The organism is Ralstonia sp. VS2407, assembly GCF_052950655.1.
The window spans coordinates 39,773-63,806 of record NZ_JBRFVG010000005.1; the positions used below are offsets into that span (position 1 = coordinate 39,773).

29 protein-coding genes are annotated in these 24,034 nt (G+C 64.9%); 13 read left to right on the top strand and 16 right to left on the bottom strand.

The window, feature by feature from the left end:
- Window positions 1–29: 29 nt before the first annotated feature.
- The 3 genes from ACU8YE_RS10210 to ACU8YE_RS10220 form a co-directional block, all read right to left on the bottom strand.
- A complete protein-coding gene (locus ACU8YE_RS10210; RefSeq protein WP_446928639.1) occupies window positions 30–569 on the bottom strand; it encodes a DUF4142 domain-containing protein in 540 nt (179 codons plus the stop codon).
- 26 nt (window positions 570–595) lie between these two features.
- Window positions 596–976 (bottom strand): DUF2795 domain-containing protein, encoded by a 381-nt coding sequence (locus ACU8YE_RS10215; RefSeq protein ID WP_440815477.1) that lies wholly within the window; start codon window positions 974–976, stop codon window positions 596–598.
- A gap of 134 nt (window positions 977–1,110) precedes the next feature.
- Window positions 1,111–1,593, bottom strand: coding sequence for an RrF2 family transcriptional regulator (locus tag ACU8YE_RS10220; RefSeq protein ID WP_232041480.1), 483 nt, complete (start codon window positions 1,591–1,593; stop codon window positions 1,111–1,113).
- Between the two features lie 230 nt (window positions 1,594–1,823).
- Here ACU8YE_RS10220 and ACU8YE_RS10225 point away from each other — a divergent pair, with 230 nt between their 5' ends.
- From ACU8YE_RS10225 to ACU8YE_RS10245, 5 genes are all read left to right on the top strand, one after another.
- Entirely contained in the window at window positions 1,824–3,029 is a 1,206-nt protein-coding gene (locus ACU8YE_RS10225) for a globin domain-containing protein (RefSeq protein WP_446928640.1), read from the top strand.
- A gap of 20 nt (window positions 3,030–3,049) precedes the next feature.
- Entirely contained in the window at window positions 3,050–4,264 is a 1,215-nt protein-coding gene (locus tag ACU8YE_RS10230; protein ID WP_446928641.1) for an NnrS family protein, read from the top strand.
- Window positions 4,265–4,336: 72 nt separating this feature from the next.
- Window positions 4,337–5,794 carry a MocR-like pyridoxine biosynthesis transcription factor PdxR gene (pdxR, locus tag ACU8YE_RS10235; RefSeq protein WP_446928642.1) on the top strand — a complete coding sequence of 486 codons (1,458 nt, stop codon included), beginning with the start codon at window positions 4,337–4,339 and terminating at the stop codon, window positions 5,792–5,794.
- A gap of 79 nt (window positions 5,795–5,873) precedes the next feature.
- Window positions 5,874–6,311 carry a carboxymuconolactone decarboxylase family protein gene (locus ACU8YE_RS10240; RefSeq protein ID WP_446928643.1) on the top strand — a complete coding sequence of 146 codons (438 nt, stop codon included), beginning with the start codon at window positions 5,874–5,876 and terminating at the stop codon, window positions 6,309–6,311.
- A gap of 48 nt (window positions 6,312–6,359) precedes the next feature.
- Window positions 6,360–6,791: an SRPBCC family protein gene (locus ACU8YE_RS10245; protein ID WP_322017002.1), complete on the top strand. Its 432-nt coding sequence runs from the start codon at window positions 6,360–6,362 to the stop codon at window positions 6,789–6,791.
- A 13-nt stretch (window positions 6,792–6,804) separates the two neighbouring features.
- Here ACU8YE_RS10245 and ACU8YE_RS10250 read toward each other — a convergent pair whose 3' ends face one another.
- Together ACU8YE_RS10250 and ACU8YE_RS10255 are read right to left on the bottom strand one after the other, a co-directional pair.
- Window positions 6,805–8,106 (bottom strand): MFS transporter, encoded by a 1,302-nt coding sequence (locus tag ACU8YE_RS10250; RefSeq protein WP_260803657.1) that lies wholly within the window; start codon window positions 8,104–8,106, stop codon window positions 6,805–6,807.
- Window positions 8,107–8,282: 176 nt separating this feature from the next.
- Window positions 8,283–9,167 carry a LysR family transcriptional regulator gene (locus tag ACU8YE_RS10255; RefSeq protein ID WP_260803658.1) on the bottom strand — a complete coding sequence of 295 codons (885 nt, stop codon included), beginning with the start codon at window positions 9,165–9,167 and terminating at the stop codon, window positions 8,283–8,285.
- A gap of 121 nt (window positions 9,168–9,288) precedes the next feature.
- Here ACU8YE_RS10255 and argC point away from each other — a divergent pair, with 121 nt between their 5' ends.
- Together argC and ACU8YE_RS10265 are read left to right on the top strand one after the other, a co-directional pair.
- Window positions 9,289–10,221: an N-acetyl-gamma-glutamyl-phosphate reductase gene (gene argC / locus ACU8YE_RS10260; protein ID WP_316870440.1), complete on the top strand. Its 933-nt coding sequence runs from the start codon at window positions 9,289–9,291 to the stop codon at window positions 10,219–10,221.
- Window positions 10,222–10,359: 138 nt separating this feature from the next.
- A complete protein-coding gene (locus ACU8YE_RS10265; protein WP_440475784.1) occupies window positions 10,360–11,196 on the top strand; it encodes a bifunctional allantoicase/(S)-ureidoglycine aminohydrolase in 837 nt (278 codons plus the stop codon).
- An 86-nt stretch (window positions 11,197–11,282) separates the two neighbouring features.
- Here ACU8YE_RS10265 and tam read toward each other — a convergent pair whose 3' ends face one another.
- Entirely contained in the window at window positions 11,283–12,062 is a 780-nt protein-coding gene (gene tam, locus ACU8YE_RS10270; RefSeq protein WP_316870439.1) for a trans-aconitate 2-methyltransferase, read from the bottom strand.
- 98 nt (window positions 12,063–12,160) lie between these two features.
- Here tam and ACU8YE_RS10275 point away from each other — a divergent pair, with 98 nt between their 5' ends.
- Window positions 12,161–13,045, top strand: a complete 885-nt coding sequence (locus tag ACU8YE_RS10275; RefSeq protein ID WP_446928644.1) for a LysR family transcriptional regulator — start codon at window positions 12,161–12,163, stop codon at window positions 13,043–13,045.
- Window positions 13,046–13,098: 53 nt separating this feature from the next.
- Here ACU8YE_RS10275 and ACU8YE_RS10280 read toward each other — a convergent pair whose 3' ends face one another.
- Window positions 13,099–13,407 carry a hypothetical protein gene (locus ACU8YE_RS10280; protein WP_316870437.1) on the bottom strand — a complete coding sequence of 103 codons (309 nt, stop codon included), beginning with the start codon at window positions 13,405–13,407 and terminating at the stop codon, window positions 13,099–13,101.
- A gap of 212 nt (window positions 13,408–13,619) precedes the next feature.
- Window positions 13,620–14,765 carry a nickel/cobalt efflux protein RcnA gene (locus tag ACU8YE_RS10285; RefSeq protein WP_260803663.1) on the bottom strand — a complete coding sequence of 382 codons (1,146 nt, stop codon included), beginning with the start codon at window positions 14,763–14,765 and terminating at the stop codon, window positions 13,620–13,622.
- 99 nt (window positions 14,766–14,864) lie between these two features.
- Between ACU8YE_RS10285 and ACU8YE_RS10290 the strand changes: the two genes are divergently transcribed.
- Complete coding sequence (locus ACU8YE_RS10290; protein ID WP_092973887.1) at window positions 14,865–15,137, top strand: metal/formaldehyde-sensitive transcriptional repressor; 273 nt, start codon at window positions 14,865–14,867, stop codon at window positions 15,135–15,137.
- A gap of 367 nt (window positions 15,138–15,504) precedes the next feature.
- The gene (locus ACU8YE_RS10295; protein ID WP_440076463.1) at window positions 15,505–16,368 is read left to right on the top strand and encodes an EamA family transporter; all 864 of its coding nucleotides are present in this window, start codon (window positions 15,505–15,507) and stop codon (window positions 16,366–16,368) included.
- Between the two features lie 69 nt (window positions 16,369–16,437).
- On the opposite strand, the gene ACU8YE_RS10300 is transcribed toward ACU8YE_RS10295, so the two are convergent.
- The 5 genes from ACU8YE_RS10300 to ACU8YE_RS10320 form a co-directional block, all read right to left on the bottom strand.
- Complete coding sequence (locus ACU8YE_RS10300) at window positions 16,438–16,827, bottom strand: hypothetical protein (protein ID WP_260803668.1); 390 nt, start codon at window positions 16,825–16,827, stop codon at window positions 16,438–16,440.
- A gap of 75 nt (window positions 16,828–16,902) precedes the next feature.
- Window positions 16,903–18,222, bottom strand: coding sequence for an NAD(P)/FAD-dependent oxidoreductase (locus ACU8YE_RS10305; RefSeq protein WP_446928645.1), 1,320 nt, complete (start codon window positions 18,220–18,222; stop codon window positions 16,903–16,905).
- Window positions 18,219–18,980, bottom strand: a complete 762-nt coding sequence (locus ACU8YE_RS10310; protein ID WP_440840220.1) for an ATP-binding cassette domain-containing protein — start codon at window positions 18,978–18,980, stop codon at window positions 18,219–18,221. The genes ACU8YE_RS10305 and ACU8YE_RS10310 overlap by 4 nt, the downstream gene beginning before the upstream one ends.
- A gap of 2 nt (window positions 18,981–18,982) precedes the next feature.
- Window positions 18,983–19,654, bottom strand: coding sequence for an ectoine/hydroxyectoine ABC transporter permease subunit EhuD (ehuD, locus tag ACU8YE_RS10315; protein WP_446928646.1), 672 nt, complete (start codon window positions 19,652–19,654; stop codon window positions 18,983–18,985).
- 21 nt (window positions 19,655–19,675) lie between these two features.
- Window positions 19,676–20,440: a transporter substrate-binding domain-containing protein gene (locus ACU8YE_RS10320; RefSeq protein WP_440076467.1), complete on the bottom strand. Its 765-nt coding sequence runs from the start codon at window positions 20,438–20,440 to the stop codon at window positions 19,676–19,678.
- A gap of 195 nt (window positions 20,441–20,635) precedes the next feature.
- On the opposite strand from ACU8YE_RS10320, the gene ACU8YE_RS10325 reads away from it, so the two are divergent.
- A complete protein-coding gene (locus tag ACU8YE_RS10325; protein WP_446928647.1) occupies window positions 20,636–21,433 on the top strand; it encodes an IclR family transcriptional regulator in 798 nt (265 codons plus the stop codon).
- A gap of 45 nt (window positions 21,434–21,478) precedes the next feature.
- Here the strand turns inward: ACU8YE_RS10325 and ACU8YE_RS10330 are convergent, their stop codons facing one another.
- Window positions 21,479–21,913 (bottom strand): universal stress protein, encoded by a 435-nt coding sequence (locus ACU8YE_RS10330; protein ID WP_260803669.1) that lies wholly within the window; start codon window positions 21,911–21,913, stop codon window positions 21,479–21,481.
- A gap of 184 nt (window positions 21,914–22,097) precedes the next feature.
- Between ACU8YE_RS10330 and ACU8YE_RS10335 the strand changes: the two genes are divergently transcribed.
- Window positions 22,098–22,541 carry an acyl-CoA thioesterase gene (locus tag ACU8YE_RS10335; protein ID WP_232041496.1) on the top strand — a complete coding sequence of 148 codons (444 nt, stop codon included), beginning with the start codon at window positions 22,098–22,100 and terminating at the stop codon, window positions 22,539–22,541.
- Between the two features lie 109 nt (window positions 22,542–22,650).
- Window positions 22,651–22,872: a hypothetical protein gene (locus tag ACU8YE_RS10340; RefSeq protein WP_027678733.1), complete on the top strand. Its 222-nt coding sequence runs from the start codon at window positions 22,651–22,653 to the stop codon at window positions 22,870–22,872.
- Between the two features lie 76 nt (window positions 22,873–22,948).
- Here ACU8YE_RS10340 and ACU8YE_RS10345 read toward each other — a convergent pair whose 3' ends face one another.
- Together ACU8YE_RS10345 and ACU8YE_RS10350 are read right to left on the bottom strand one after the other, a co-directional pair.
- Window positions 22,949–23,269, bottom strand: coding sequence for a helix-turn-helix domain-containing protein (locus ACU8YE_RS10345; protein WP_102080461.1), 321 nt, complete (start codon window positions 23,267–23,269; stop codon window positions 22,949–22,951).
- Window positions 23,262–23,627 carry a type II toxin-antitoxin system RelE/ParE family toxin gene (locus ACU8YE_RS10350; RefSeq protein ID WP_260803670.1) on the bottom strand — a complete coding sequence of 122 codons (366 nt, stop codon included), beginning with the start codon at window positions 23,625–23,627 and terminating at the stop codon, window positions 23,262–23,264. The genes ACU8YE_RS10345 and ACU8YE_RS10350 overlap by 8 nt, the downstream gene beginning before the upstream one ends.
- Window positions 23,628–24,034 lie beyond the last annotated feature (407 nt).

The window sequence follows — 24,034 nt, forward strand, 5'->3', positions numbered from 1 at the left end:
GGGGCGGGGGCTTGGGGCGCAGCGCGGAATTATTTCATCGCGGGCTTCAACTGCTCCGCCATCTGCAGATGCTCGCGCAGCGCTGGCAGGTTATGTGAAAAGAACGCCTTGATGTCGGGGTCCTTCGCATCCTTCGAGGCCTTGTCGAACAGCGAGACCGCCTCCTTGTGCGCCTTCACGCCCACCTCATCCGCGTAGGCCTTGTCGAATTTCGCACCTTCCAGTCCACTGAGCTTGTCGACCTTGGCGCGCTCGTCGGTGGGCAGGCTGTCCGGCACCGTAATGCCCTTTTTACCGGCCAGCGCCTTGAGTTCATCGCCAACGGTGGTGTGGTCCTTCACCATCCGTTGTGCAAAGGCGCGTACGTCGGGATTGCTTGCGCGCGTGATGGCAACCTGGCTGGCTTGCACTTCGAGCATCCCGGCCGCCGCCGCCTTGGTGACGAAGGTGGTGTCGGACTTGTCCGCCGCCGCCCGCGCGATACCGAGCGCGCCGCCAAAGCCCAGCGCACCGGCCACCAGCAGCGCCGCAACGCGACGCGCACCAATATGCTGTGTTGATCTGTTCATGAGTCGTCCTCCTGCGCGGGTGCGCATCACTTTTCGTGGCCGATGGCCTTGGAAACGGCGGCCGGCGTGTCGTACTCGTCGTCAGGCATGTCGCGCAGGGTCTTGAGGGTGCTGTCGTCTGCGCCGTTGGCCTGCGCGGTCTTCATCAACTCTTGCTTCTTCGCGGGGTAGGTCGCGCCCTTCAGAGCCTTCTGAATGCCGATCGGCGAATGCGTTGCGTGTTCACGCGCGCTGCCGCCCTGTGTGCCGCGCTCGTGCGACTTCGCACCGGCACGTTCAGACGATTTGCCACCGCTGCCATGGCTGGCGTGCCCGCCACGCTCCTTGTCGGACGCGCTGCTGCGCTGGCTTGTGGACGTCGATTTCGAGTGCGACGCGTGCTTGCTCTTGTCGCGAGTGGGTTTCATGACACCTCCGCTGGTCGGTTGACTGGACCGTCACCCAAGATGGCGCGGCCCGCAACCGTTTTGCAGCAGCGAACATGCCTGCGCAAACCTGCGGCGATGAGGAAAAGAAACGCGCGACAGAAGCGGCGCGCAGGCTACGCGCGCGATGCGGGCTTGGCCCGAGGGCGTGGCATCGGCAACGCTCTGACCTCTCCCAGCGCCCGGTTCACCGCGTTCGGTTTGTCGACCAGATCCTGCAGCGTGTAGCCATCAAGCACTTCAAAGTACGCCCGCAACGCTGCGTGCAGCACGCCGCGCAGGCCGCACACGCGGGTGATGACGCAGTGGTTATCGTCGCCGTGGAAGCACTCGACCATGCGGAAGTCGGGCTCGGTGGCGCGTACCACGTCGCCGAGGTTGATTTCGGCCGCTGGGCGGCCGAGCGTGATGCCCCCCGCGCGCCCGCGCACGGTGTGCAGGAAGCCGTCCTGCCCTAGCTGCTGGACGATCTTGATGAGGTGGTTCTTGGGAATGTCGAAGGCATCCGCAATGCGCTGGATCGTGACGAGTTCGTCCGGGTGCACGGCCACGTAGATCAGCGTGCGCAGGGCGTAGTCGGTGTAGTCGGTCAGTCGCATGGTGGGCGTGCGGCGTTGCCGCAGGTAAAAACATTCATAAGAGGAACATCTTATCGGGAAGTTGCCCACAAGATGCGCCGGTTTGCCGCAGGTCAATTTGTTGCATCACAAATATACGTTTAATAGAATCCAATGCAAGCGGTTGCCTGAGCCCCAGGCTATCCAGAACAAAGCGTGACGGCGCCCCCCGTCTTATTTGTTGCATATTTCACGCATATTTGGAGTCCAGCATGCTGTCCGACAAGTCCAAGCCCTATATCGATGCCAGCGTTCCCGTGCTGCGCGAGCATGGCTTGACCATCACCCAGACCTTCTATCGCAACATGTTCGCCAGCCACCCCGAGCTGACCAACGTGTTCAACATGGGCAACCAGGCCAATGGGTCGCAGCAGCAGTCGCTGGCTTCGGCGGTGTTTGCGTACGCTGCCAACCATGGCAACAACGCGGCGCTGGCGCCCGTGGTCAACCGCATCGTGCACAAGCACGCGGCCGTGGGCATCAAGCCGAGCCATTACCCGATCGTCGCGCGCCACTTGCTGGGCGCAATTGCCGAAGTGCTGGGCGACGCCGCCACGCCGGACCTGCTTGCTGCCTGGGACGAAGCCTATTGGCTGCTCGCCGCGGAACTGATCGCGGCGGAAGCGCGCCTGTACCAGCACACCGGCAGCGGCCCCGACCATCGTCAGCCGGTGCGCATTGTCAGCCGCCGTCAGCAGGCCGAAGACGTGGTCTCGCTCACGCTCGAAGCCGTGGGCGACGCGCCATTGGCCGATTTCCTGCCGGGGCAGTACATCTCGGTGCAAGTGGAGCTGGCGCCGGGCGCACTGCAGCAGCGCCAGTACAGCCTGTCGGACGCACCGAATGGCCGCACGTGGCGCATCTCGGTCAAGCGTGATGCGGGCGACGCCGACCGCCCTGCAGGCACCGTGTCGAGCTGGCTGCACGCCAATGCGCGCGAAGGCGACGTCCTGCTGGTCAGCCAACCGTACGGCGACTTTGTGCCGCAACTGGCGACCGACAACCCGATCGTGCTGATGTCGGCCGGTGTTGGCATCACGCCCATGATTTCGGCGCTCAACACGCTCGCGCAGGAGAACAGCGCGCGCAAGATCGTATTCAGCCACGCCGCCCGTGCTGCCTCGCATGTTGCCCACGCCGATGATCTCGAGCGTGCCGCACAAGCGCTGCCGGCGTTCGAGGCGCATGTGTTCCTGGAGTCCGGCGAGGACGCGGAGTTCGCATCGCGCCCGGCCCAGCCTGGCCGCATGACGGTCGACACGTTCGTGCGCGACCACGGGACGGAAGCGGACTTCTATCTCTGCGGCCCGCTGCCGTTCATGCAGGCGCAGCGTGCAACGCTGCTTGCCAGCGGCGTGCCGTCGGAGCGCATCCACCGCGAAGTGTTCGGCCCCGATCTGCTGGACGACATCCTCTGACTTGAACCACGGAAATCACCATGCCCCGCCAAGCCCCGTTGCTCACCATCGGCAAGCCCGACCCGGCAAGCCGCGTGCCTTACACGGGGCGAGCGGTCTTCGCGCTCGGCTTCCGGCCGTTCTACCTGTTGGCCGCGGCGTTTGCCGCACTGGGCATGGCGCTGTGGGCGGCGTTGCTGCTGGGTGTCCTGCCCTCGGCCCAAGGGCCGGCCAGCATGGCGCCACTGTTCTGGCACGCGCACGAGATGGTGTTTGGCTTTGCGGCGGCGGTGGTGGTCGGTTTCCTTTTCACAGCGGGTAAGAACTGGACCGGCCTGCAGACGCCGCAAGGCACGCAGCTCGCGGCGCTGGCTGCGCTGTGGCTGGCGGCACGTGTGCTGATGTGGACAGGCCCCGTGCCGCTGGCCGTGGCTGCGGACGTGGCGTTCCTGCCGGCGTGCGGCGTGGCGTTCCTGCGTGTCCTGCGGCGCGCAAAAAGCGCCCGCAACTATGGCCTGGCGATCGCGCTGCTGGTGCTCGGTGGCGTCAACGCGGCGTTTCATGCCGCGCTGGCTCTGGACGCGCCGCTGGCCGCACTGCGTTGCCTCGATGCAGCCGCGGGGCTGGTCTGCCTGTTCGTCACGGTCATTGGCGGACGCGTCATCCCGATGTTCACGTCCAACGCCGTTCCTGGCGTGCAGGTGCGCCGCGTGGTGTGGGCCGAGCGCGCCATCGTGCCGGCGACGGCGCTCGCCGTTGCCATGCTGGCGACGCCGCTTCAAGGCATTGTTCCAGCCATCGTGTTTGCGGCGGCGGCGGTCGTGCAGGCTGTCCGCTGGGCTGGCTGGGACACGCGCCGCACGCTGCGCACGCCCATCGTCTCCATCCTGCATGTGGCGTATGCCTTCCTGCCCATCGGCTTTGCCATGTTGGCCGCCGCAGCGCTCGGCTGGGGCGACCGTTCGACCGCGCTGCATGCGCTCACGGCGGGAGCCATCGGCGGCGCCATCATCGCCATGATCACGCGCACCGCGCTGGGCCACACCGGCCGGATGTTGCGTACGGGCCGTGCAGAGAATTTCGCCTACGCAGCCGTCGCGCTGGCTGCACTCGTGCGCGTGGCCGGCCCCGCCCTGTTGCCGCGCGAAGTGTGGATCGGCGGGGCGAGCGTGCTGTGGGTGGCGGCGTTTGTGGTTTATCTGTGGCGCTACACGCCGTGGCTGATGGCGCCGCGCGCTGACGGCCGGGAAGGCTGAGCTTCACCCTGCCCTTCCCGCCTCCGGCGGCTTCCGTAGAATGGCGCAGCTCCTTCGCATACTGCGCCCACGATGGATGTCCATTTGACGATCCACGGCCGGCACGACCTTGCCGGCCAGCTCTATCGACAACTTCGCACCGCCATCCTCGATGGCCGGCTCGTGCCGGGCGAGCGCCTGCCTTCCACGCGCGACCTGGCGCTGCAGATCGGGGTGTCGCGCAAGACCACGCTCGACGTATTCGAACGCCTCATCGCCGAGGGCTATCTACAGCCGCGCGCCGGCTCGGGCACCTTCGTGGCCGAAGCGACTGAAGGGTTGCGCGCCCGCGCGCCGGCCGCATCGCCTGCGGCACAACTTGCGTCGCCCACGCCGCCCGTACGCACCTTCGACACGCCCTGGAACAACATGCCGGCGGTGCTGCCCCTGCCGCGCCCGAACCTCCTCTACGACTTTGTGGGCGGCGTGACGGAGAAGCGCCTGTTCCCGTTCGACGTATGGCGCCGTTGTGTTGCGCATGCGCTGCGCCAGCAGGCGCGCGGGCGCGGCGGCTATCACGATCCGGCGGGCGACCAGGCGCTGCGCCTGGCCATCTCGCGCTATCTCGCATTCAGTCGCGCGGTGGTGTGTGCGTGGGCCGATATTGTCGTCACGCAGGGTGCGCAGCAGGCCATTGACCTGATCGCCCGCGTGCTGGTACGCCCCGGCGATACGGTGGCGATCGAAGACCCGGGTTACCCGCCCGCGCGCATTGCGCTGCAGGCGCTGGGCGCCAACGTCGTGCCGGTGCCGGTCGATGCGGAAGGGCTTGTCGTCGATGCGCTGCCGAAGCACGCCAAGCTCGTCTACGTAACGCCGTCGCACCAGTTTCCGCTGGGCATGCCGATGAGCCTGGCGCGCCGCGCACAATTGCTCGACTGGGCGCAGCGCCATGACGCGCTGATCATCGAAGACGATTACGACAGCGAGTTCCGCTTCGACGGCCGCCCGATGGAATCGCTCAAGAGCCTGGACACAGCCGGTTGCGTCGCTTACGTGGGCACGTTCTCGAAGACGATCTTCCCTGAGCTGCGCATCGGCTACGTGGTACCGCCGGCCTCGCTGGTGGCGCCGCTGCGGCACGCCAAGCAGGTGGCCGACTGGCACAGTGAATCGCTCATGCAGGCGGCGCTGGCCAAGTTCATGCTCGACGGCGATTTCGCCAAGTACCTGCGGCGTATCCACAAGGAGTACGCGGCGCGCCGGAATGCGCTACTGCGGCATCTGCGTGGCCCGCTGGCGCAGTGGCTGGCGCCCGTGCCGTCGGCGGCGGGCATTCACATGGCAGCGCAGTTGCAAACGCCGTTGGCGGAAGCCGAGCTGGTCAAGCTGGCGGAGAGCGTGGGCGTCGGGTTATACGGCACGGCCAGGATGCATGTGGCGCGGCCGCCGCAGCCCGGGTTGCTGATCGGCTACGGCCATGTAAACGTTGCGGAGATCGACGCGGGCCTCGGCAAGCTGGCGGAAGTGCTGGACAGAGTGGCTACCTGATATTCGCTGCGATTGGCAATTTCAAGGTGCCACCTGCGCGCCTAGACTGGCTTCAGTTCTCAAGCACAGGAGCCATCTCATGGAACCCCGCCTCGACTTCTACCAAAGCAATCCCGCCGCCATCCAGGCCGTCATGGGCCTGGAAAAAGCGCTGACTAAAAGCACGCTGGAAAAGCCGCTGACCGAACTTGTGCGCCTGCGTGCCTCGCAGATCAACGGCTGCGCCTATTGCGTCGACCTGCACACCGCCGATGCCCGCAAGGGCGGCGAAGACGACCGCCGCCTGGCCACCGTGTCCGTCTGGCATGAAACGCCGTTCTTCACCGACCGCGAACGCGCCGCGCTGGCGTGGACAGAAGCCGTCACCCTTGTCGCACAAACGCGCGTGCCCGATGACGTCTGGCAGTCCGTGCGGGCGCAGTTCTCCGATGCCGAGCTGGTCGACCTCACGCTGCTGGTGAGCACCATCAACACGTGGAACCGCCTGGCCATCAGCTTTCGCAAGCTGCCCGCCTGAGCGCCGCATATACTGCCTCGCACGACGCGCGCCGCACACGGAGGCCACATGCTGCACAACGTCCGCACCCTAAGCGTGAATGTCGAGCGTCACTTTGATGACGTGGCCATGTTTCTGGCCGAGCCGCTGAACTTTCCGATCTGGGCGACCGGCCTGTCGGAAGGGCTCGCGCCCGGTACGCAGGGTTCGGGCGCGGCCCCCGACGAATGGATTGCCAAGGCCGCCCCCAACAGCGACGAAGGCAGCGTCTTCATCCGCTTCAGCCCGCCCAACACATTTGGCATTGCCGACCACTGGGTCCGCCTGCCGGACGGGTCAATCGTGTACGTGCCGCTACGGGTGGTTCGCAACGGCGCCGGCACCACCGTCTCGCTTACGCTGTTTCAGCAACCGAATATGGACGACGCGCAGTTCGACGCCGATGCCGAATGGGTGCAGCGTGACCTGGTGAAGCTGAAGATGGTGCTGGAAGCCGAGTAAGCAGAATAAGCACTCAGGCCTTTTCCGCCCGCGGAGCTTGCGGCACCGTTTGCGGACCCGACGCGCCTGCGGATGCGGCTGCTGCAGCCAGTGACGGATCGCCCTGCGCATCCGATCCCTTCACCTGGCTCACCCAGAACACGCAGAACAGCCCTGCTGCCACGGCCAGCCAGCCGTTGAGGCCATAGCCTTCGATGCGGCCGCCGGTACCGGCGGACAGCAGCAACCCACCCACCCACGCTCCAACGCCGGTCCCTACCGACATCACCGCGCTGTTGGCCGACAGGAACGCGCCACGCACTTGCGGGGCGGGCACTGTCGTCATCAACGCTTGCATCGGGACCATGCGGCTGGAGAGGATCACCATGAAGAACGGGAAGAACAGCAACATGCCGATGTAGGGCCAGTCAGGCAGATGCGTCATCACCAGCACCGGGATGAACGCCAGCAGTGTTGCGCCAACGAACATGCGGCGGCGGCCGTAGCGATCAGCCAGCTTGCCCACGGCGCGCGAACTGAAGAACGACGCCGCGCCGCCAGCCACATACAACCACGACAGGTTTTCGGGCGACACACCGTGGTTGGCCACCAGCACCGGAGAGATGAAGGGAATCACCATCATGTGCGAGCCCATCATCACGAAGGTCAGCACGAAGGCCCGCAGGTGGCGCGGGTTGGTGAGCAACTGCCACAGGCCGGAGAGAATCTCGCCCAGCGTCTGGCTGCGCTTGCCTGCCAGATGTTCGGCCAGCGGCGGAATGGTCTGCCGCGCGCCCAGCCAGATCAGCACCGTGAGCGCCGTCAGCAGGAAGAACGGTGCCGACCAGCCGAAGTGCGCGCCAATGGCAATGCCGACTGGCACGCCCGCCATGGCCGCGAGCGCGAACGACGACATCACCACGCCGGTGGCCGCGCCGCGCCGTGCGGGCGGCACCACGTCTGACAGCACGGCCATGATGATCGACCCGAGCACGCCGCCGGTGACGCCCGCAAATGCGCGGGCAAACAGCAGCATGCCGTAGCTGCCCGACAGTGCACAGGCCAGGTTGGCCAGCGTGAAGAGGCCGTAGACGGTCAGCAGCAGGCGGCGCCGGTCAAAGCGGTCGACATAGGTGGCGGCCAGCAGGCCGGAAGCGCCCGAGCACAGCGAATACACCGACACCGCCGTGGCGAACGCCGCCGGGCCGATGCCAAACGTATGCATGATCTGCGGACCAAGCGGCATCATCACCATGAAATCCATGATGACGGTGAACTGCGTGAGCGCGAGCAGCCAGAGCAACCGGCGCTCGCGCGAGGAATCAAGTAAGGGCATGAGGGCGAGCGAAGAAGAGGAGTAAGCGGCGCGCGCAGGCTGGGGCCGGAGTCGGCCGGCTGGCACGCCGTGTTGTGTCGCAAAACATATCTTAAGATAGTTGTCGCGACACAAGAAGTCAAACTTTATTCAAGCGGGATTCTGCGCCTCGTCACGGTTTCGAGGCGCGCAATGGACTATTTCGCCCGGAGCATCCAAAGCACGTCGAGCACGTGCTGTGTCGATCGCGCTACGTCACCGGCGCGGTGCGCAATGCCAAGTTCACGCCACAACGCAGGTCGCAGCGGGCGCATGGTGATGCGCGCATCCGATGGTGCGGCGGAGGCCTCATGCGGCAGCAGCGTTGCGCCGTAACCGGCCGCGACCAGGCTCTTGATGGCGTCGTTGTAGTTGAGCTGGATACGCGGCACGGGGTGATGACCGTCAGCGGCGAACCACTCCGTTGTCTGGCGCGAGAGTCGAGTGGTCGCGTCGTTCAGGATCAGCGGCTGCGCAGACAGCCACGCGGGCGTGATGCGCGCCGGGCTCGTCCAGTGCGCAGGCAAGAACGCCATTACCGGATCGCGCCGCCATGGCTTGATGGCAAGCCCCGCCACCTGCGATTGCGGCAGTGCCACGAGGCCAATGTCGAGCGCGCCATCGGCCAGACCCGCCAGTGTTTCCTGCGACGTGAGCACCGCCACCTGCACGTCGATGCCGGGGTGGTTTTGCCGCAGCACGTCCAGCGCCTGCGGCAGCAGATGCGCGATGGCGCCCGTGGAAGCACCCAGCCGCACGCGCCCGCTCAGGCCCTGCACCTGACGCTGGATGTCGTCCAGCGCCTGCTCGGCATCGGCGAGCAGCTTGCGGGCGCGCTCCACCATCACCTCGCCGATGGCGGTGGGCTGCACCTGCCCGCGCTTGCGCGAGAGAAGTTGCGCGCCTACGCGATCCTCCAGCTCGGCGATATGCAGGCTCACGGTGGGCGCCGCCAGATGCAGCGCCCGCGCGGCGTCGGCAAACGAGCCGCGGCCAGCCACTTCCACGAGTGTGCGCAGGCGGTCCAGGCTGATCTCTCGCATGATTCAGAAATGCTGAATGTGACGGTTATGAAATTCAACTTTTCATATTCTAGGTCGCGATCGAAGATGGGGGCTCGCATTCACCACCACCCTCACCCTCTTTCCATTGGAGCGCTCCGCCATGTCCACGCCCCTCGTCTTCATTGATGGCGACCAAGGCACCACCGGCCTGCAGATTCACGAGCGCCTGCGCGGTCGTGTCGAGCGTCAGGACCTGAAGCTGCTGACGCTGCCCGCCGATGCCCGCAAAGACGCGCAACGCCGTGCCGAGGCCATCAACGCCTGCGATATCGCCATCCTGTGCCTGCCCGATGCGGCCGCGCGCGAGGCGGTCGCGGCCATCGTCAACCCGGCCGTGCGCGTGATCGACGCCAGCTCCGCGCATCGCACCACGCCCGGCTGGGTGTACGGCTTTCCGGAGATGAGCGAAGGGCAAGCCCGACGTGTTGCCGCAGCGTCGCGCGTGACCAACCCGGGCTGCTACCCGACCGGCGCGATCGGGCTGCTCCGCCCACTCGTGCAAGCCGGCCTCGTGCCGGCGGATTACCCGATCAGCATGCATGCCGTGTCCGGCTATTCGGGCGGTGGCCGCGCTGCAGTCGAAACCTACGAGGGGCCGGATGCGGCAAACGCATTGCCGTTCCAGGTGTATGGACTGGGTTTGGCGCACAAGCACACGCCGGAAATCCAACTGCACGCGGGGCTCACGCAGCGGCCGATGTTTGTGCCGGCCTACGGCGCGTATCGCCAGGGCATCGTGCTGACGGTGCCGCTGGAGCTGCGTCTGCTCAACGCCGGCGTGGATGCGGCTGCGCTGCACGCATGTCTGGCTGACCACTACGCCGGGGCGCAGCATGTGGAGGTGATGCCGCTGCAGGCGCCGTCCGCCTTGCCGCATCTCGATCCGCAGGCGCTCAACGGCACCAACGACATGCGGCTGGGCGTCTTCGCCAACGACCACGGTCAGGTCTTGCTCACGGCGGTATTCGACAACCTCGGCAAAGGCGCCTCGGGCGCGGCGGTCCAGAACCTCGATCTGATGCTGGCGCAGTAGTGGCAAATCGAATCGAAGTCATCGCAACATTTAATTGGTCGATTGTGGGCGGCTTCGCTATCGTGAACGCCGCCCGTGTACGAACTGCCCGATGCTATTCGCGCCCGGGGCCGGACCAACCCATTGCCTGAATGCAACATGTCTAAAACCACGTATTACGCGCCGCATGGCGGCCATCCGCCGCAGACGGATCTGCTGACCGATCGCGCGATGTTCACCGAGGCGTACGCGGTGATCCCCAAGGGGGTGATGCGCGACATCGTCACGAGCTGGCTGCCGTTCTGGACCCACACGCGCCTGTGGGTGATTGCCCGCCCGCTGTCGGGTTTTGCCGAGACCTTCTCGCAGTACATCGTTGAAGTGAACCCGGGCGGCGGCAGCGACAAGCCCGAGCAGGACAAGAACGCCGAAGCGGTCCTGTTCGTCGTTGAAGGCGAAGCCGAGCTGACGCTGCAGGGCAAGAAGCACACGCTCACGCCGGGCGGCTACGCGTTCATTCCGCCGGGCGCCGACTGGACGCTGCACAACGTCAGCGACGCCGCGGTGCGCTTCCACTGGATCCGCAAGCACTACCAGGTCGTCGATGGCATTCCCCTGCCGGAAGCCTTCGTAACCAACGAGCAGGACGTCCAGCCGATCCCGATGCCGGGCACCAACGGCGCCTGGGTGACGACGCGCTTTGTCGACATGAGCGACATGCGCCACGACATGCACGTCAATATCGTCACGTTCGAGCCGGGCGGCGTGATTCCGTTTGCCGAAACCCACGTGATGGAACACGGCCTGTACGTGCTCGAAGGCAAGGCGGTTTATCGCCTCAATCAGGACTGGGTCGAGGTGGAAGCGGGCGACTTCATGTGGCTGCGCGCGTTCTGCCCGCAGGCCTGCTATTCGGGTGGCCCTGGCCGCTTCCGTTACCTGCTGTACAAGGATGTGAACCGCCATATGAACCTGACGCTGAACCCGTCGCGTTAAGCGCCGCAGGTGTCAGATAAAAAGCCCGCCGGTGGTTTGCCGTCGGGCATTTTCATGGCCGTTGATTCTCGTTTCTGCGATTGCGCCTACTTGCGCGTCGCCACGATGAACAAGCGTGGAAACGGCAGCAGCACCGTGCCATCGTCGAGAGCCGGATAGGCTTGGGCGATGGCGTCTCGATAGCGACCGAGGAATGCGGGTCGCTCGTCCTCGCTCAGCGCCGCCAGGAACGGCCGCAACGCGCTGCCCTTGAACCATTCGACCACCGCATCCGCCCCGCCTTGCAGCGGGTGCATGTACGTGGTGCGCCACACGTCGACGCGCGAGCACAGCGGCGCCAGCAGTGCGTAATAGCGGCGCGCATCGAAGCGCTCTGTGCGCTCCACACCCTTGAGCTTGCCGGCCCATGGCCCCGCAGCGGCCACTTCGCGCATGAGGCGGTGCGCAGGTTCGTCGAGGTTGTCCGGCATCTGCACGGCCAGGTGGCCCCCCGCCGCAAGCTTGCCGACAAGTGTCGGAAACAGCGTGTCGTGCGCCGGCAGCCATTGCAGCACCGCATTGGCCAGGATCAGGTCATATGCGCCCGGCTCATCCCACGCAGCAATGTCGGCGACATCGAAGCGCACCTCGGGCAGGCGCTTGCGTGCGGCTTGGATCATGTCGGCCGAGGCGTCGATGCCGCGAACGGCTGCGGCGGGCGCGCGCGCCATCAGTGCTTCCGTTGAATTGCCTGGCCCGCAGCCGATATCGATGGCGATATGGATGGGCGCGGGCGGCACCGCGGCAAGCAGGTCCCGGACCGGCCGCGTGCGCTCATCCTCGAATTGCACATACTGCTTTGCGTACCAATCGTGTGGGGTCGTCACGATGCGCTCCTTGTTGTGGTTTGCGGGATGCGCAAAGTGTCCGGTTTCCGGATCGATCAGTAAAATGAATTCAATTTACAGATTGATTTATAACGTTGATGAAAATCGATACGCTCGGCGTGCAGGCATTTGTGGCGATTGCAGAGTGCGGCAGCTTTACGCAAGCCGCCGACACGCTGCACGTGACACAGACCGCGATCACGCAGCGCCTTCGCAAGCTGGAGGCGTTTCTCGGCGTCGCGTTGGTGGAGCGCACCACGCGCCGGACCGAGCTGACGGAAATCGGCGAGCGCTTTCTGCCGCAGGCGCGACGGCTGCTCAATGAGTTGTCCGATGCGCTCACGGAGATTCGCGAGACGGGCCTGAGCCAGCGCGGCGACATCACCATCGCCTGCGTGCCGACGGTGGGCGTGCAATACCTGCCGCGCATCCTGCGCGCGTTCTCGGAGCACCGGCCGCATGATCGCGTGAAGATTCTCGACCATGCATCGGCCTCCGTGCTGCAAGCCGTGCTGCGTCGTGAAGCCGAGTTCGGCATCAGCATCGCGGGCGACCAGCATCCGGAGCTCGTAAGCGTGCCGCTGACGAGCGATCCGTACGTCCTCGTCTGTCGCGATGATCACCCGCTCGCGAAGCGGCGGCGCATCCGGTGGCAGGCCCTGCAGCCCCACCCACTCATCTTTGCCGGCGAGGTGAGCGGCAACCGCAGCCTGCTCGACGGCGCACTGAAGGCGAGCGGCGTGACGCTGCATTCGTTCTACGAAGTGCAGCGCAGTTCAACGGCGCTCGGCTTGGTGGCTGAAGGGCTCGGCGCGGCGGTGGTGCCGCGGCTGGCGATTCAGAAGAACGCGTACCCGATGATTCGTACGGTGGAGCTGGTGGAGCCTGAAGTGTCGCGCACGCTGGTGCTCGTCACGCGCAAGGCTGCGCACCTGTCGCCCGCAGCGCGTGCGTTGTACGACCGGATCGCATCAGCGAGGTGATGCTCGCGTGGAGGGCCGTGCTTACACGGTCCCTCTCACGCCATACCGGCCCGTCACGCGCGAGCGCCGTCCGTGCTGCCCGGGTAGCTCGTATCGCCGCGCCATGCCAGCACGTCATGCGCGCTGGCTTGACGATCTGCGCCTTGCGCATACGGGTCGAAACGATCGTACTTCCACGACAGATAGCCGTAGGTATCGGCCTGCCGATCTGCACCTTGCGTGAACGGGTCCGTCTTGTCGACGGCGCCTTGCGTGTACGGATCGTACTTGGCCTGCGCGGCCGAAGCCGGTTGGGCGATGAACAGCGCGGCAGAAGCGGAAAGCGTGGCAAGCAAGGCCAGGGCAATGCGGTGGGTGTGCATGATGAACTCCTCGAGCGGTTAACGTGCCGCCGGAGGCGGCATCCCATCGGATCGCTGGCGGAGCGTGGCCGCCCGGATCCCACAGGTTGGTCGCGGTGCGCATGCAAACCTGACACTGCATCGACGAAAAACATGCCGCACCAGCCTGTACCTGCAGATACGCAGGCCATGCGGCAGTGGATGCAGCGGTGCAGAAAAAAGCGTGGACGCTGCTACGGCAGCTGCATCAGCCCGTGCACGCCTTGCCACCCCACGTACAGCCCTACCAGGGCAATCAGCACGCCTGACAGGTACGGCGCCTTGCGCGCAAATTCACCAAAGCCGCCCCAGCGGCGGGAGACGTGCTTCACGCTCAGCGCAGCCAGCGCGCCCGAGGCCACCAGCGTGAGGGCCAGCCCGATGCTGAAGCACAGCACCAGCGCCGCGCCCAGGGTGATCTTCTTGAGTTGCAGGCACAACAACAGCACGGTGATCGACGCCGGACACGGAATCAGCCCGCCCGTGAGCCCGAACACGATGATCTGGCCCGTGGTCACTTCACGGTTGGCAAAGCGGCGGCGGATGTCGTTGGCGTGCGCGCGTTCGTGGGCATCCTGGTATTCGGCAGACGACACATCGAGCCCGCCATGGCTGTGGCCATGGTCGTGGTCATGGTCATGCTCGGTGAACGTGACGTCGTAGTCATGCCGATGGTGTTCGTGGCCGAGCGACAGGCGCGCCACAAAGGCGTGCGGCTCGGGAATGGATTGCTCCGACTCCAGAAAGCCGTCGCGCTGGACGAAGCGGAAAATCTGCCGACTGCCGTCGGGGCGCTCGGTCACGATCTGCACCTGCTCGGCCGACCATGCGGTGCCGCGCGTGCCTTCCCGCGTTAGCCGGAAGCGCGGCGGTACGCCATCTTCGAAGATGGCCAGCTGCACGATGCCGTGGCCGGTGTCGATGCGCTGGACATCGTCATGGCCGTGAGCGTGATCGTGATCATGGTGATGATGGTCGTGGTGGTGATCGTGCGCCGCGTGCGTGCTGCGCCAGGTGCGCCACATCATCCACGCGGCCACGGCCACGATCAGCACGGCAGACACCATCTGAAAATACGGCTCGGTGGTTTCTGCGTTCCAGTTGCGGCCGAAGTACAGGCCCGCCATGGCCACCGCCCACACCACCGCCGTGTGCGACACCGTGGCCGATAGCCCCAGCAACACCGCCTGCGTGAGCGTGCCGCGGATGGCGACGATGAACGCCGCCATCATCGTCTTGGAATGCCCAGGCTCCAGGCCATGAAGCGCACCCAGCAGGATCGCACTGGGAACGAACAGCCAGGCATTGCCTTGCTGCAGCAGGGTGGTGAACGCGGTCATGGATGGCAGTCGGTAAATTCGGGTAGGCGAAATATACTCCCCCCTAGTATAGTGATGCTACCCTCCCGCGTCATTCACACCACCTCGATACCCGATTCCATGGCCCATACCATCCGCGACAAAGCCAAGCTGCTGGCGCGCGTACGGCGTATCCAGGGGCAAGCCGCCGCGTTGGAAAAACAACTCGCCGAAGAGGGCGATTGCACGGCCATCCTGCAGCAGATTGCGGCCATTCGCGGCGCCGTCAACGGGCTGATGGCGGCGGTCATCGAGGGCCACCTGACGGATCACGTGGTGAAGGAGCCCGCCGAGGCCCAACGCCAAGAAGATCTCGACGCGGTGATGCAAGTGATCAAGTCGTACCTGAAGTAGCGCGCCGCCCTTGCGCCATGCGTGCGATGCCGATACGCTGCTCGAACGCCATCGGCTAATTCTGATTCGCCGACTCTTTGATTCTCTGAATCTTCGTCTTCATGCCTCGACTTCACGCCATCCTCCTCGCCGCCGGCCATCGCGCCCGCGTGGATGACGTGTGCGTGCAGCCCGGGCCCTTCCCTCCTCCTGTCGTGTCTTGGGGCTACGACGCGATCGGCGCACAGCCGCCGCCGCCTCCGCCCGCGCTCGGCTGATTTCCAGCCGCTTCGTTTCCGGTTGACCTCAAAGAGGCTCGGGCACACGCCCGAGGCAGGCGCTTGCCTGCGCGCCGGAACCCGACATCTCTTTTCGACAGGTGAGTGGTATGCGTTCCATGCAAGCCGCGCTGGCAGGGTCCGGCGCGACGGTTCTATTCGTGCTGCTGTGGAGCAGCGGCGCAATCTTTGCGGAGATCGGGGTGCAGCATGTCCCGGCGTTCGCGTTTCTGGTCGGGCGCTTTGCGCTCGCGTCTTTGGTGCTGGCGGGCCTAGGCCTGCGGCGCGGGCAGTGGTGGCCGGCGCCGGGTTCACGGCTGAAGGTGGCCAGCACCGGTGCATTGCTGACCGGCGGGTACTCAATCTGCTATCTGCTCGCGCTGGACCGCGGCCTCACGCCCGGGCTGCTGGCCACGGTGCTTGGCGTGCAGCCGCTGCTGACGCTTCTGGTAACTGAACGTACCTGGTCCGCACCGCGCATGGCCGGCCTCGTGCTTGCGCTGGGCGGCCTTTCGCTGGTGGTCGGCGGGGCCGATGCGCACCAGGTGCCGATGGCTGGTCTCGGCTATGCGCTGGCCGCGCTCCTCAGCATGACGGTGGGCGCCATCTGCCAGAAGCGGCTGAACCAGTCGCCCATCGCTACGCTGCCGCTGCAGAACGCAGTGAGCCTCGTGCTGTGTGTGGGGTTTTCCATCGCGCAGCCCGTGCAATCACTGGCATTCACGCCGAACCTGCCGGGCCTCGCCGCTTTGTTGTGGATGGGCGTGGTGATGTCGGTGGGGGCGCAGTTGCTGTTCTACCGGCTTATGCAGCGCGGTAACCTCGTCAACGTGACGGGCCTGTTCTATCTCGTGCCGGTGGTGACGGCGCTGCTGGATGACCTCGTGTTCGGGCATCGCATGGCCCCCGTCGCAATGGCCGGGATGGCGATGATTCTGGTGGGGTTGGCGGCGGCATTTCGGGCGATCCGCTGATTGAAGCCAGAAGGCGAGCCACTTGGTCTTGGTGGCTCGCTCATTGATCGTTGCCCGGTGGCCGATGCCTTACTGCGCCAGCTGCCGCAACTTCCATTCCCCGCTCGGCTGCTTGCACAGCCATGCCGTCCACTGCTCCTTGCTGCTGCCGCGCGTGAGTTCGCTCTGCAGGCGACGGCACGACTGGCCGGCGTCGGTTTTGGATTCCAGCGGGGTGATGGTCGCGTCGACGGCGGCCTGCTTGCCTCTGGCCGGCGCGGTCCATTGCGCGGGCGTGTTGTCGGCGGCGCTCTTGAGCACATCGCCAATGGCCTTGGTAAACGACTTCAGCTCCGTTGGGCTCATCGAGCCGATGATGGTGCTGGCCAGCACATTGCGGAAATAGGCAAACGAAGGCGTGGCGCTAGCAAAGAGCGCGGCGCCAGCAAAGGCAAGCGCAAGACGGCGGCGATGCGACATGGGTCCCCCAGGATGTGACGAAAAGGAGCCTTCATCCTAGAACATCCTGCAGCGGCTTGTGGCGGCAATGCGCGTTCAGCCGCCGAGTTTGTCGAGCAGGCTGTACCACGCCACGCCCGCCGCAATGTAGAAGCGCTGCAACCCGTGCAAGGGGATCGGTGTGATGGGCGATACGGGATACGGAAACGCGTCTCCACTGCCTGCAAGCCGTGCGGCGATGTGCTGGCCAAGGCTGGTGCACAGCGCGATGCCGCGTCCGTTGCAACCCAGCGCCATCGTGATGCCCGGCGCGGGCTCGTGGATATGCGGCATGAAATCCCGCGTGATGGCGATGCGGCCCGCCCAGCGGTATTCATACTCAAGCGGGCCGAGTTGTGGAAAGAGCAGCTCCAGCGAGCGTTCAAGGTGTGCAAAATCCTGTGCGTCGCGCGGCTCTGCAAAGAAGCCGCGTCCACCCATCAGCAGGCGCCCGGCTGCGTCTTTGCGGAAATACAGCAGCAGCCGTTGCGATGTGGAAGCCGTTTCGCCGCGCGCCAGAATGCGCTCGGCTTCAGCCGTCTTGAGCGGCTTGGTGGCGACGATGAAGCTGTTGGCTGAGAGCACCGTCTGCGCCAATCCGGGCCACAGCGGGCCGGTGTAGCCATTGGTGGCGATCACCACGCGCTGCGCACGCACCTTTGCGCCCGTGCTGGTGGTGGCGATCCAGTGCGTGCCCTGTTGCTCGAGTGCGGTGACCGTGGTGCGGCCATGCACGGCGGCACCGGCATTCTGCGCGGCACGCACCAGCCCGCGTGCATACGCCATCGGCTGGATGGCGCCCGCGCGGCCATCGAGCCATGCGCCGGCAAACGCCTCGGTGCCGACACGTTGCGCGACGGCGGCGCGGTCCAGCATTTCCACCGGCACGCCACGCTTTTCCCACTGCCGGGCGCGCGCATGCAGCGCCGGCACGGCCTTGTCCGAATAGGAAAGCTGCAGCCACCCGGCGCGCACGGGCTGGCAGTCGATGCGGTGCCGGTCGATCAGATCGAACACCAGATCGGCGGAGCGCGACACAGCATCGATCAACGGTTCGGCACGCGCGGCGCCCAGCAGGCTCACCAGTTCATCGGGGTCGTGCTTGAGCGTCGGGTTGACTTGTCCGCCGTTGCGCCCGGAAGCGCCCCAGCCCGGATCGTTGGCTTCGAGCACGGTGACCTGCGTGCCGCGTTCAGCCAGATGCAGCGCGGTGGACAGCCCCGTGTAACCCCCGCCGATGACGAGCACATCGGTGGTGACCGATTCCATCAACGCAGGCGTGGGCGGCGCGGCCGGTGCGGTGGCAGCCCACAACGATGGCGGTAGCGGCTCGCCGCCGGATGTGCCGGGGGTGATATCGAGGTGCGGCTGCGTCATGGCGCGAGTTCTCCGGCCGGAGCATCGGCGGGTTTGTGCAGCACGCGGCGCAGAAAGTCCTGCGTACGCGGTTGACGCGGGGCACCCAGGACCTGCGCGGCTGGCCCTTCTTCGACGATGGTGCCGCTGTGCAGAAAGCACACGCGGTCCGCCACTTCGCGCGCAAAGCCCATCTCGTGCGTGACGACGATCATCGTCATGCCTTCGCGGGCGAGTGCGCGCATCACCTCCAGCACATCGCCGACGAGTTCGGGGTCGAGCGCAGAGGTGGGCTCGTCAAACAGCATCGCCTCGGGCTCCATCGCCAGCGCGCGGGCAATCGCCACGCGCTGCTGCTGGCCGCCGGAGAGCTGCGCCGGGTACGCCGCTGCCTTGGCGGCCAGACCTACTTTGTCCAGCAGCGCCATCGCTTTCGCTCGGGCTGCTTCGGGGCGTTCTCCCTTCACGTAGACCGGACCTTCCATCACGTTTTCCAGCACGCTGCGATGCGGAAACAGGTTGAAGCGTTGGAACACCATGCCCATGCGGCTGCGCAGCGTGTGGATGGTTTTGCTGTGTTGATCGACGCGTTCGCCAAAGGCGCGGATCTCGCCGCCATCGTACGACTCCAGCCCGTTGATGCAGCGCAGGACGGTCGACTTGCCCGAGCCCGACGGGCCGATCAGGCAGACGACCTCGCCCTTGTTCACGTGCAGGCTCACGCCGCGCAGCACGTGATGGTCGCCAAAGTGTTTCTGCAGATCACGGATCTCGATCATGCTCATCGCTTGGCCCTCCCTGCGCCCAAGCGGTGTTCCAGCTTGCGCAGGCCGAACACCAGCGGCAGGCTCATCACCAGATACAGCAGCGCCACCAGCGTGTAGACCGTCATGTTCTGAAACGTGGACGAAGCGATAAGCTGCCCCGCACGCGTCATTTCTGCCACCGTGATGGTGGACACCAGCGACGAATCCTTGAGCATCATCACCAGCGTGTTGCCGTACGGCGGCAGCGCAATGCGAAACGCCTGCGGCAGGATCACGCGCCGCATGATGAGCGCGCCGCGCATGCCCATCGCCTGCGCGGCTTCACGTTGCCCGGGGTCCACGGCCTCGATGCCGGCGCGGAAGTTCTCGGCCTGGTATGCGGAATACGCAATGCCCAGCCCGATCACGCCCGCCTGGAACGCCGTGAGTTGAATGCCGATGTCCGGCAGCACGAAGTAGATGTAGAAGAGCTGCACGATGATCGGCAGCCCCCGAATGATGTTGACGATCGTCGCCCCCGCCGCGGACACGGCCTTGATGGGCGACAGGCGCATCAGCGCGAACCCCAGGCCGATCACGCTGCTGAGCAGGAACGACAGCACGGTCACCTCCACCGTGACAACCGCCCCCTTCAGCAAGATCGGCAGGAAGTCCTGCGCGTTCTCAAGAAACGTTGCAACACTCATGGCGCATCACCGATCCGAAAATCAGATGCCCCACTTCTTCACGATGGCATCAAGCGTGCCGTCTGCCTTGATCTTGGCGATGGCCTTGTTGAGGCGGTTGAGGGTTTCCGTATCGCCCTTGCGCACCACCAGGCACACGTCGCCCACGTTGGCGGGTTTGTAGTTGGGCGCGAGCTTCACGCCCTGGAAGGCGTTCTGTCGAATCTGGTACGCGATGATCGGCTGGTCGCCCAGCCCGGCCTTGATACGGCCCAGCGCCAGGTCGCGCGTCATGTCGGCCACCGAGTCGTAGCTGCGCACTTCCTTGAAGATGCCCTTCTTGTTGAGCATGTCGAGGAACACCGTGCCGACCTGCGCGCCCACCACCTCGCCTTTCAGATCATCGAGCGTGGCGTAGTTCTTGGCGTCGTCGGCCTTGACGATCAGGCCCTCGCCGTACGAGTAGACCGGGTCGGAAAAATCCACCACCTGCGCACGCGCTGGCGTCTTGAGCATCGCGGCCGAGATGATGTCGATCTTGTTGGACGTGAGCGACGGAATCAGCGCCGAGAACACCGTCTGCTGCACGTTCACATTGAAGCCGCCCGCCTTGCCTACGGCCGTGACGGTGTCGACCATCATCCCCTGGATGGAATTCGTCTTCACGTCCAGAAACGTGAACGGCACGCCCGTGGCCGTGGCGCCGACGTTGTAGGTGGCCGGCGCACCCTGCGCCCAGGCAAACGATGCGGTGCCGAGCATGCACAACGCCAGTGCAGCGCGACGGAAGGTGGTGACAACAGACATGGCAATCCTCCAGGCAACGGAAAAAGACGCACCCCGAACGCGCAATGCACGGGGGCTGGCTCAACGCAATGCAATGCTTGTGCCAATATTCGAACGTAGCGAATCGATAAATAACTATGGAAAACCACTAATCGACGTATGCGAATCGATATGCGATTCTTTGACCGTTGATTTGCCACTGAGCCGCCACTTGTCATGACCGACGCTGCTGAACCTGCCGACGCCCCCGACCTGCTGTTCAACCAGTCGCTGGAGAAAGGGCTGGCCGTGCTGGGCGCCTTCAACGCGCAGCGCCGCACCATGACGATTGCCGACGTGGCCGCCGCCGCTGGCATCAACAAAAGCTCGGCGCAGCGCATGGTCTACACGCTCGAGCAGCTCGGCTACCTGCGCAAGCATCCGCAGACGCGCCGCTACCAGCTCACCCCCGCGGTGATGAAGATCGGCTTCAACTACCTCGCCGCCGACACGCTCATCGACGTGGCCAATCCGTTCCTGGCCGAACTGACCAAGATGACCACGGAAACCTCGTGCCTGACCGAGCCCGATCAGGACGAGATGGTGTATGTCGCGCGTTTTGTGAGCGCGCATTTCGTGCCGGTGCACATGCCCATCGGCAGCCGCATTCCGATGTATTGCACCGCGTCAGGCCGGGCCTACCTGAGTGCGTTGCCGATGCCCGAAGCGCAAGCCATCGTCGAGGCGTCGCAGCGCGTGGCGCACACCATGCACACCCGCACCGATGTGGCAGACATCATGGAAACGCTGCGCCAGGCGCGCCAGCGCGGCTACGCCACCAACTGCGAAGAACTCTTCCTGGGGGATATGACCATCGCCGCGCCCATCGTCAGCAGCAATGGGCGGCCGCTGGGCGCAATCCACCTTGTCGCACCTACCGGGCGATGGACGGCGGAAGAGATGGAAACGAAGCTGGGCCCCGCGCTGCTGCAATGCGCGCGGGCGATCAGCACGTCGGTGCGAGCGCTGGGGTAGCGCGGCGCGCGGCGGAGTTGAACTGCTCCGCGCTCCCCGCCATCGTCAAGCCTTGGGCGCCTTCACCAGCACCACGGGGCATTCGGCATGCGCAAGCACCCGGCCCGCCACCGAGCCCATCAGCGCCTCGACAAATACGCCGCGCCCATGCGAGCCCATGACGATGGCCGCGGCCCCAGCATTTTGTGCGTGCTTCACGATGCGCTCCGGTGGAAAACCCACCAACGCGTGCCGTTCGAACGGCACGCCGGCCGCACCCAGGATCGCGCAGACCGAAGCCATGGCGCCGGTGCTTTCCTCCGCGTACCAGGCGTCAACCTCTGCCTTGCCGACGAGTGATTTGATGTCGCCCGAGAGATCCGGCATGCAGTGCACGACGTGCACCGTCACGTCGCTGCCGAAGAGGGTCTTGTCGGCAATGCATCGCGCTGCCGCATCGGAGTAGGTCGATCCGTCCGTCGCCAGTACCAGGGTTTTCATGTGGCCTCCTTGCCATGTCTGCGGCCGCGCCTCGTGCGCGGTCGGCGTCTGCTTCCAACGTAAGCGCTGCTGAAAACTGCGCGTTGATACGAGTCAACGGAAGGCCCATGGTGCAGTCACGCTCTCAGCGTTTGCACAGGAAGGCAGGCAGAATGCGCAGGTTGCCCCTGACTTCGCGCCCCTCATGACGACCACGCCATCCCTTTCCGATTACCCGCTGCATTCGACCGACAAGCTCCGCTACGGCGACACCGACCGCCAGGGCCACATCAACAACGCCGTCTTCGCCACGTACCTGGAGACAGGCCGCGTCGAGATGCTCTTCACGCCAGAGAACCCGTTGGCCGCGCCCGGCTGCGAGTTCGTCATCGCGCAGCTCGTGCTCGATTTCCGCAATGAAATTCTTTGGCCGGGCTCGGTGCAGATCGGCACGCGTGTGGCGAGCGTCGGGCGCAGCTCGGTCAAGCTGGAGCAGGCGATCTTCCAGAACGGCCAATGCGCCGCCACGTCGCAATCGGTGATCGTGCAGATCGACGTTGCGACGCGCCAATCGAGCCCCATTAGCGACAGCGCCCGCCAGCGCCTGGCTGCGCTCACCGCTACCCCCGCTGGCGCAGAAGCGGAGTGATGCACACGGTACGCAAACGAACGCCTTCGAAAAATTTTTAACTTTGCTTGCACTTGCGCTCTTTGCCGGGAGCAAGATGGCTCTCCCGTTCAATCACGCGGAGGTGACCATGGGACTGTTGGATGAAGTGGGCAAGATCGCCGGCGCCGTCGCCGCCGTTGAAGCCGCCGAGAAAGTCGATCCGGATGCCGGCCTGCTGACCAAGGCCGTCGCCGCCGTCGCCGGTTTCAAGGGCGCGGGCGCGCTGGAAGAGATGCTGGAAAAGAAGGACGAAGCCAAGGCCGAAGGCGCCGAGGCCGCTCCGGAAGATGGGGCTGCGCCGCAGGCTTGATTGCTCGCAGGCTCAAAAGGATTTGGGGGACCCCGCCGGTTGGCGGGGTTTTTGTTTTGTCTGCAGCGTTGACGAATCAGGAAAACACGGCCAGTCCGTGTTTCTGCACCAGCTGTAGGAGGCGTGCAGCCATGCCGCTAGGCTTTTTGTCACCTTGCTCCCACTGACGCACTGTCGAAGCAGTAGTGTTGAGATATGCGGCGAACACACTTTGGCTGACGTTCACAGACTTACGGATGCGCGCGATTGCCTTCGCATCGAATTCCGGCACAGGCTCTATGCACAGGTCGTCGTACTCGCGCATGGTTTTCTTGTCGATGAGCTTGGCGCGATACAGGTCCGAGGCTAGGCTGTGAATGGCCTCAGATGCGTCGCTCTTGAATCGTGTCTTAGTCATTGCAAATTTCCACCAGCGCTTGTAGTTCGACCAGCGAGTCAATCTCTGTGTCTCGCAGTTTGCCCAAATCTGCGGCAGCTTTTCGGAAGTCCTTCAGTTCACGGTCATTGATGTTCTCTCGGTCGCTCTTGGCGAACAGAAAGACAAAGAACCAGCAGTGGCCAATCTTGTTCACCACGATGCCGCGCCTACGGTTCTGGTCCAGGCGCTTCTTCCACACATTGCCGCCCAGATCGTCGCCCATGCCCTGCATTAACTGTCTTGCCGCGCGGCATAGTTCCACGTCGGCAATACCTGCGACTTTCGCCGCCTTGTTGAACCACTTGGTTTTGAAAATGCGCGGCGAGAGGGGTGTCATGCTGCTTCAGTAAGAACAAAATATACCACTTGGTGGTATAGATCGTGGTGGCTCGTCAATGAGGGAAAGCGCACAAACTTAGCGAGCAATGAGAGTCATCGCTATCGGAATTGGCCGTAACTGAGGGCGGAGCGCTTCTTTGGGCGAGACCGTGACCATATAATCCCCACCGTCACCGCACCAACGGTGACTGGGTTTAGCAGCCCACCCCTTTTTCCCAGACGGACAGCCGCCTCCGAGCGGCATTTTTATGTCCGGTGCTTGCGCACGCCTATGTTTTTCATGGCGGGCCGGGCGGTGAGACCTTCGGGTCTGCCGGTAGCTGGGATAGGGCCGGTCTGCTAACGCCGTCGTCAGGCCCGCCACCCTCGTTTAGCAGCGAGCGGCGAGCCTCCATCAACCTATCC

What these genes read in the sequence shown, in the direction of transcription:
- pdxR (WP_446928642.1), top strand. Translation starts at nt 4,337, where the DNA reads ATGGATGTCCATTTGACGATCCACGGCCGGCACGACCTTGCCGGCCAG.
- ACU8YE_RS10330 (WP_260803669.1), bottom strand. Translation starts at nt 21,913, where the DNA reads ATGAAAACCCTGGTACTGGCGACGGACGGATCGACCTACTCCGATGCG.
- ACU8YE_RS10240 (WP_446928643.1), top strand. Translation starts at nt 5,874, where the DNA reads ATGGAACCCCGCCTCGACTTCTACCAAAGCAATCCCGCCGCCATCCAG.
- ACU8YE_RS10285 (WP_260803663.1), bottom strand. Translation starts at nt 14,765, where the DNA reads ATGACCGCGTTCACCACCCTGCTGCAGCAAGGCAATGCCTGGCTGTTC.
- ACU8YE_RS10310 (WP_440840220.1), bottom strand. Translation starts at nt 18,980, where the DNA reads ATGATCGAGATCCGTGATCTGCAGAAACACTTTGGCGACCATCACGTG.
- ACU8YE_RS10245 (WP_322017002.1), top strand. Translation starts at nt 6,360, where the DNA reads ATGCTGCACAACGTCCGCACCCTAAGCGTGAATGTCGAGCGTCACTTT.
- ACU8YE_RS10275 (WP_446928644.1), top strand. Translation starts at nt 12,161, where the DNA reads ATGAAAATCGATACGCTCGGCGTGCAGGCATTTGTGGCGATTGCAGAG.
- ACU8YE_RS10305 (WP_446928645.1), bottom strand. Translation starts at nt 18,222, where the DNA reads ATGACGCAGCCGCACCTCGATATCACCCCCGGCACATCCGGCGGCGAG.
- ACU8YE_RS10345 (WP_102080461.1), bottom strand. Translation starts at nt 23,269, where the DNA reads ATGACTAAGACACGATTCAAGAGCGACGCATCTGAGGCCATTCACAGC.
- ACU8YE_RS10265 (WP_440475784.1), top strand. Translation starts at nt 10,360, where the DNA reads ATGTCTAAAACCACGTATTACGCGCCGCATGGCGGCCATCCGCCGCAG.
- ACU8YE_RS10220 (WP_232041480.1), bottom strand. Translation starts at nt 1,593, where the DNA reads ATGCGACTGACCGACTACACCGACTACGCCCTGCGCACGCTGATCTAC.
- ACU8YE_RS10280 (WP_316870437.1), bottom strand. Translation starts at nt 13,407, where the DNA reads ATGCACACCCACCGCATTGCCCTGGCCTTGCTTGCCACGCTTTCCGCT.
- ehuD (WP_446928646.1), bottom strand. Translation starts at nt 19,654, where the DNA reads ATGAGTGTTGCAACGTTTCTTGAGAACGCGCAGGACTTCCTGCCGATC.
- ACU8YE_RS10295 (WP_440076463.1), top strand. Translation starts at nt 15,505, where the DNA reads ATGCGTTCCATGCAAGCCGCGCTGGCAGGGTCCGGCGCGACGGTTCTA.
- ACU8YE_RS10350 (WP_260803670.1), bottom strand. Translation starts at nt 23,627, where the DNA reads ATGACACCCCTCTCGCCGCGCATTTTCAAAACCAAGTGGTTCAACAAG.
- ACU8YE_RS10230 (WP_446928641.1), top strand. Translation starts at nt 3,050, where the DNA reads ATGCCCCGCCAAGCCCCGTTGCTCACCATCGGCAAGCCCGACCCGGCA.
- ACU8YE_RS10325 (WP_446928647.1), top strand. Translation starts at nt 20,636, where the DNA reads ATGACCGACGCTGCTGAACCTGCCGACGCCCCCGACCTGCTGTTCAAC.
- ACU8YE_RS10300 (WP_260803668.1), bottom strand. Translation starts at nt 16,827, where the DNA reads ATGTCGCATCGCCGCCGTCTTGCGCTTGCCTTTGCTGGCGCCGCGCTC.
- ACU8YE_RS10340 (WP_027678733.1), top strand. Translation starts at nt 22,651, where the DNA reads ATGGGACTGTTGGATGAAGTGGGCAAGATCGCCGGCGCCGTCGCCGCC.
- ACU8YE_RS10320 (WP_440076467.1), bottom strand. Translation starts at nt 20,440, where the DNA reads ATGTCTGTTGTCACCACCTTCCGTCGCGCTGCACTGGCGTTGTGCATG.
- ACU8YE_RS10225 (WP_446928640.1), top strand. Translation starts at nt 1,824, where the DNA reads ATGCTGTCCGACAAGTCCAAGCCCTATATCGATGCCAGCGTTCCCGTG.
- ACU8YE_RS10290 (WP_092973887.1), top strand. Translation starts at nt 14,865, where the DNA reads ATGGCCCATACCATCCGCGACAAAGCCAAGCTGCTGGCGCGCGTACGG.
- argC (WP_316870440.1), top strand. Translation starts at nt 9,289, where the DNA reads ATGTCCACGCCCCTCGTCTTCATTGATGGCGACCAAGGCACCACCGGC.
- ACU8YE_RS10215 (WP_440815477.1), bottom strand. Translation starts at nt 976, where the DNA reads ATGAAACCCACTCGCGACAAGAGCAAGCACGCGTCGCACTCGAAATCG.
- ACU8YE_RS10210 (WP_446928639.1), bottom strand. Translation starts at nt 569, where the DNA reads ATGAACAGATCAACACAGCATATTGGTGCGCGTCGCGTTGCGGCGCTG.
- ACU8YE_RS10250 (WP_260803657.1), bottom strand. Translation starts at nt 8,106, where the DNA reads ATGCCCTTACTTGATTCCTCGCGCGAGCGCCGGTTGCTCTGGCTGCTC.
- ACU8YE_RS10255 (WP_260803658.1), bottom strand. Translation starts at nt 9,167, where the DNA reads ATGCGAGAGATCAGCCTGGACCGCCTGCGCACACTCGTGGAAGTGGCT.
- ACU8YE_RS10335 (WP_232041496.1), top strand. Translation starts at nt 22,098, where the DNA reads ATGACGACCACGCCATCCCTTTCCGATTACCCGCTGCATTCGACCGAC.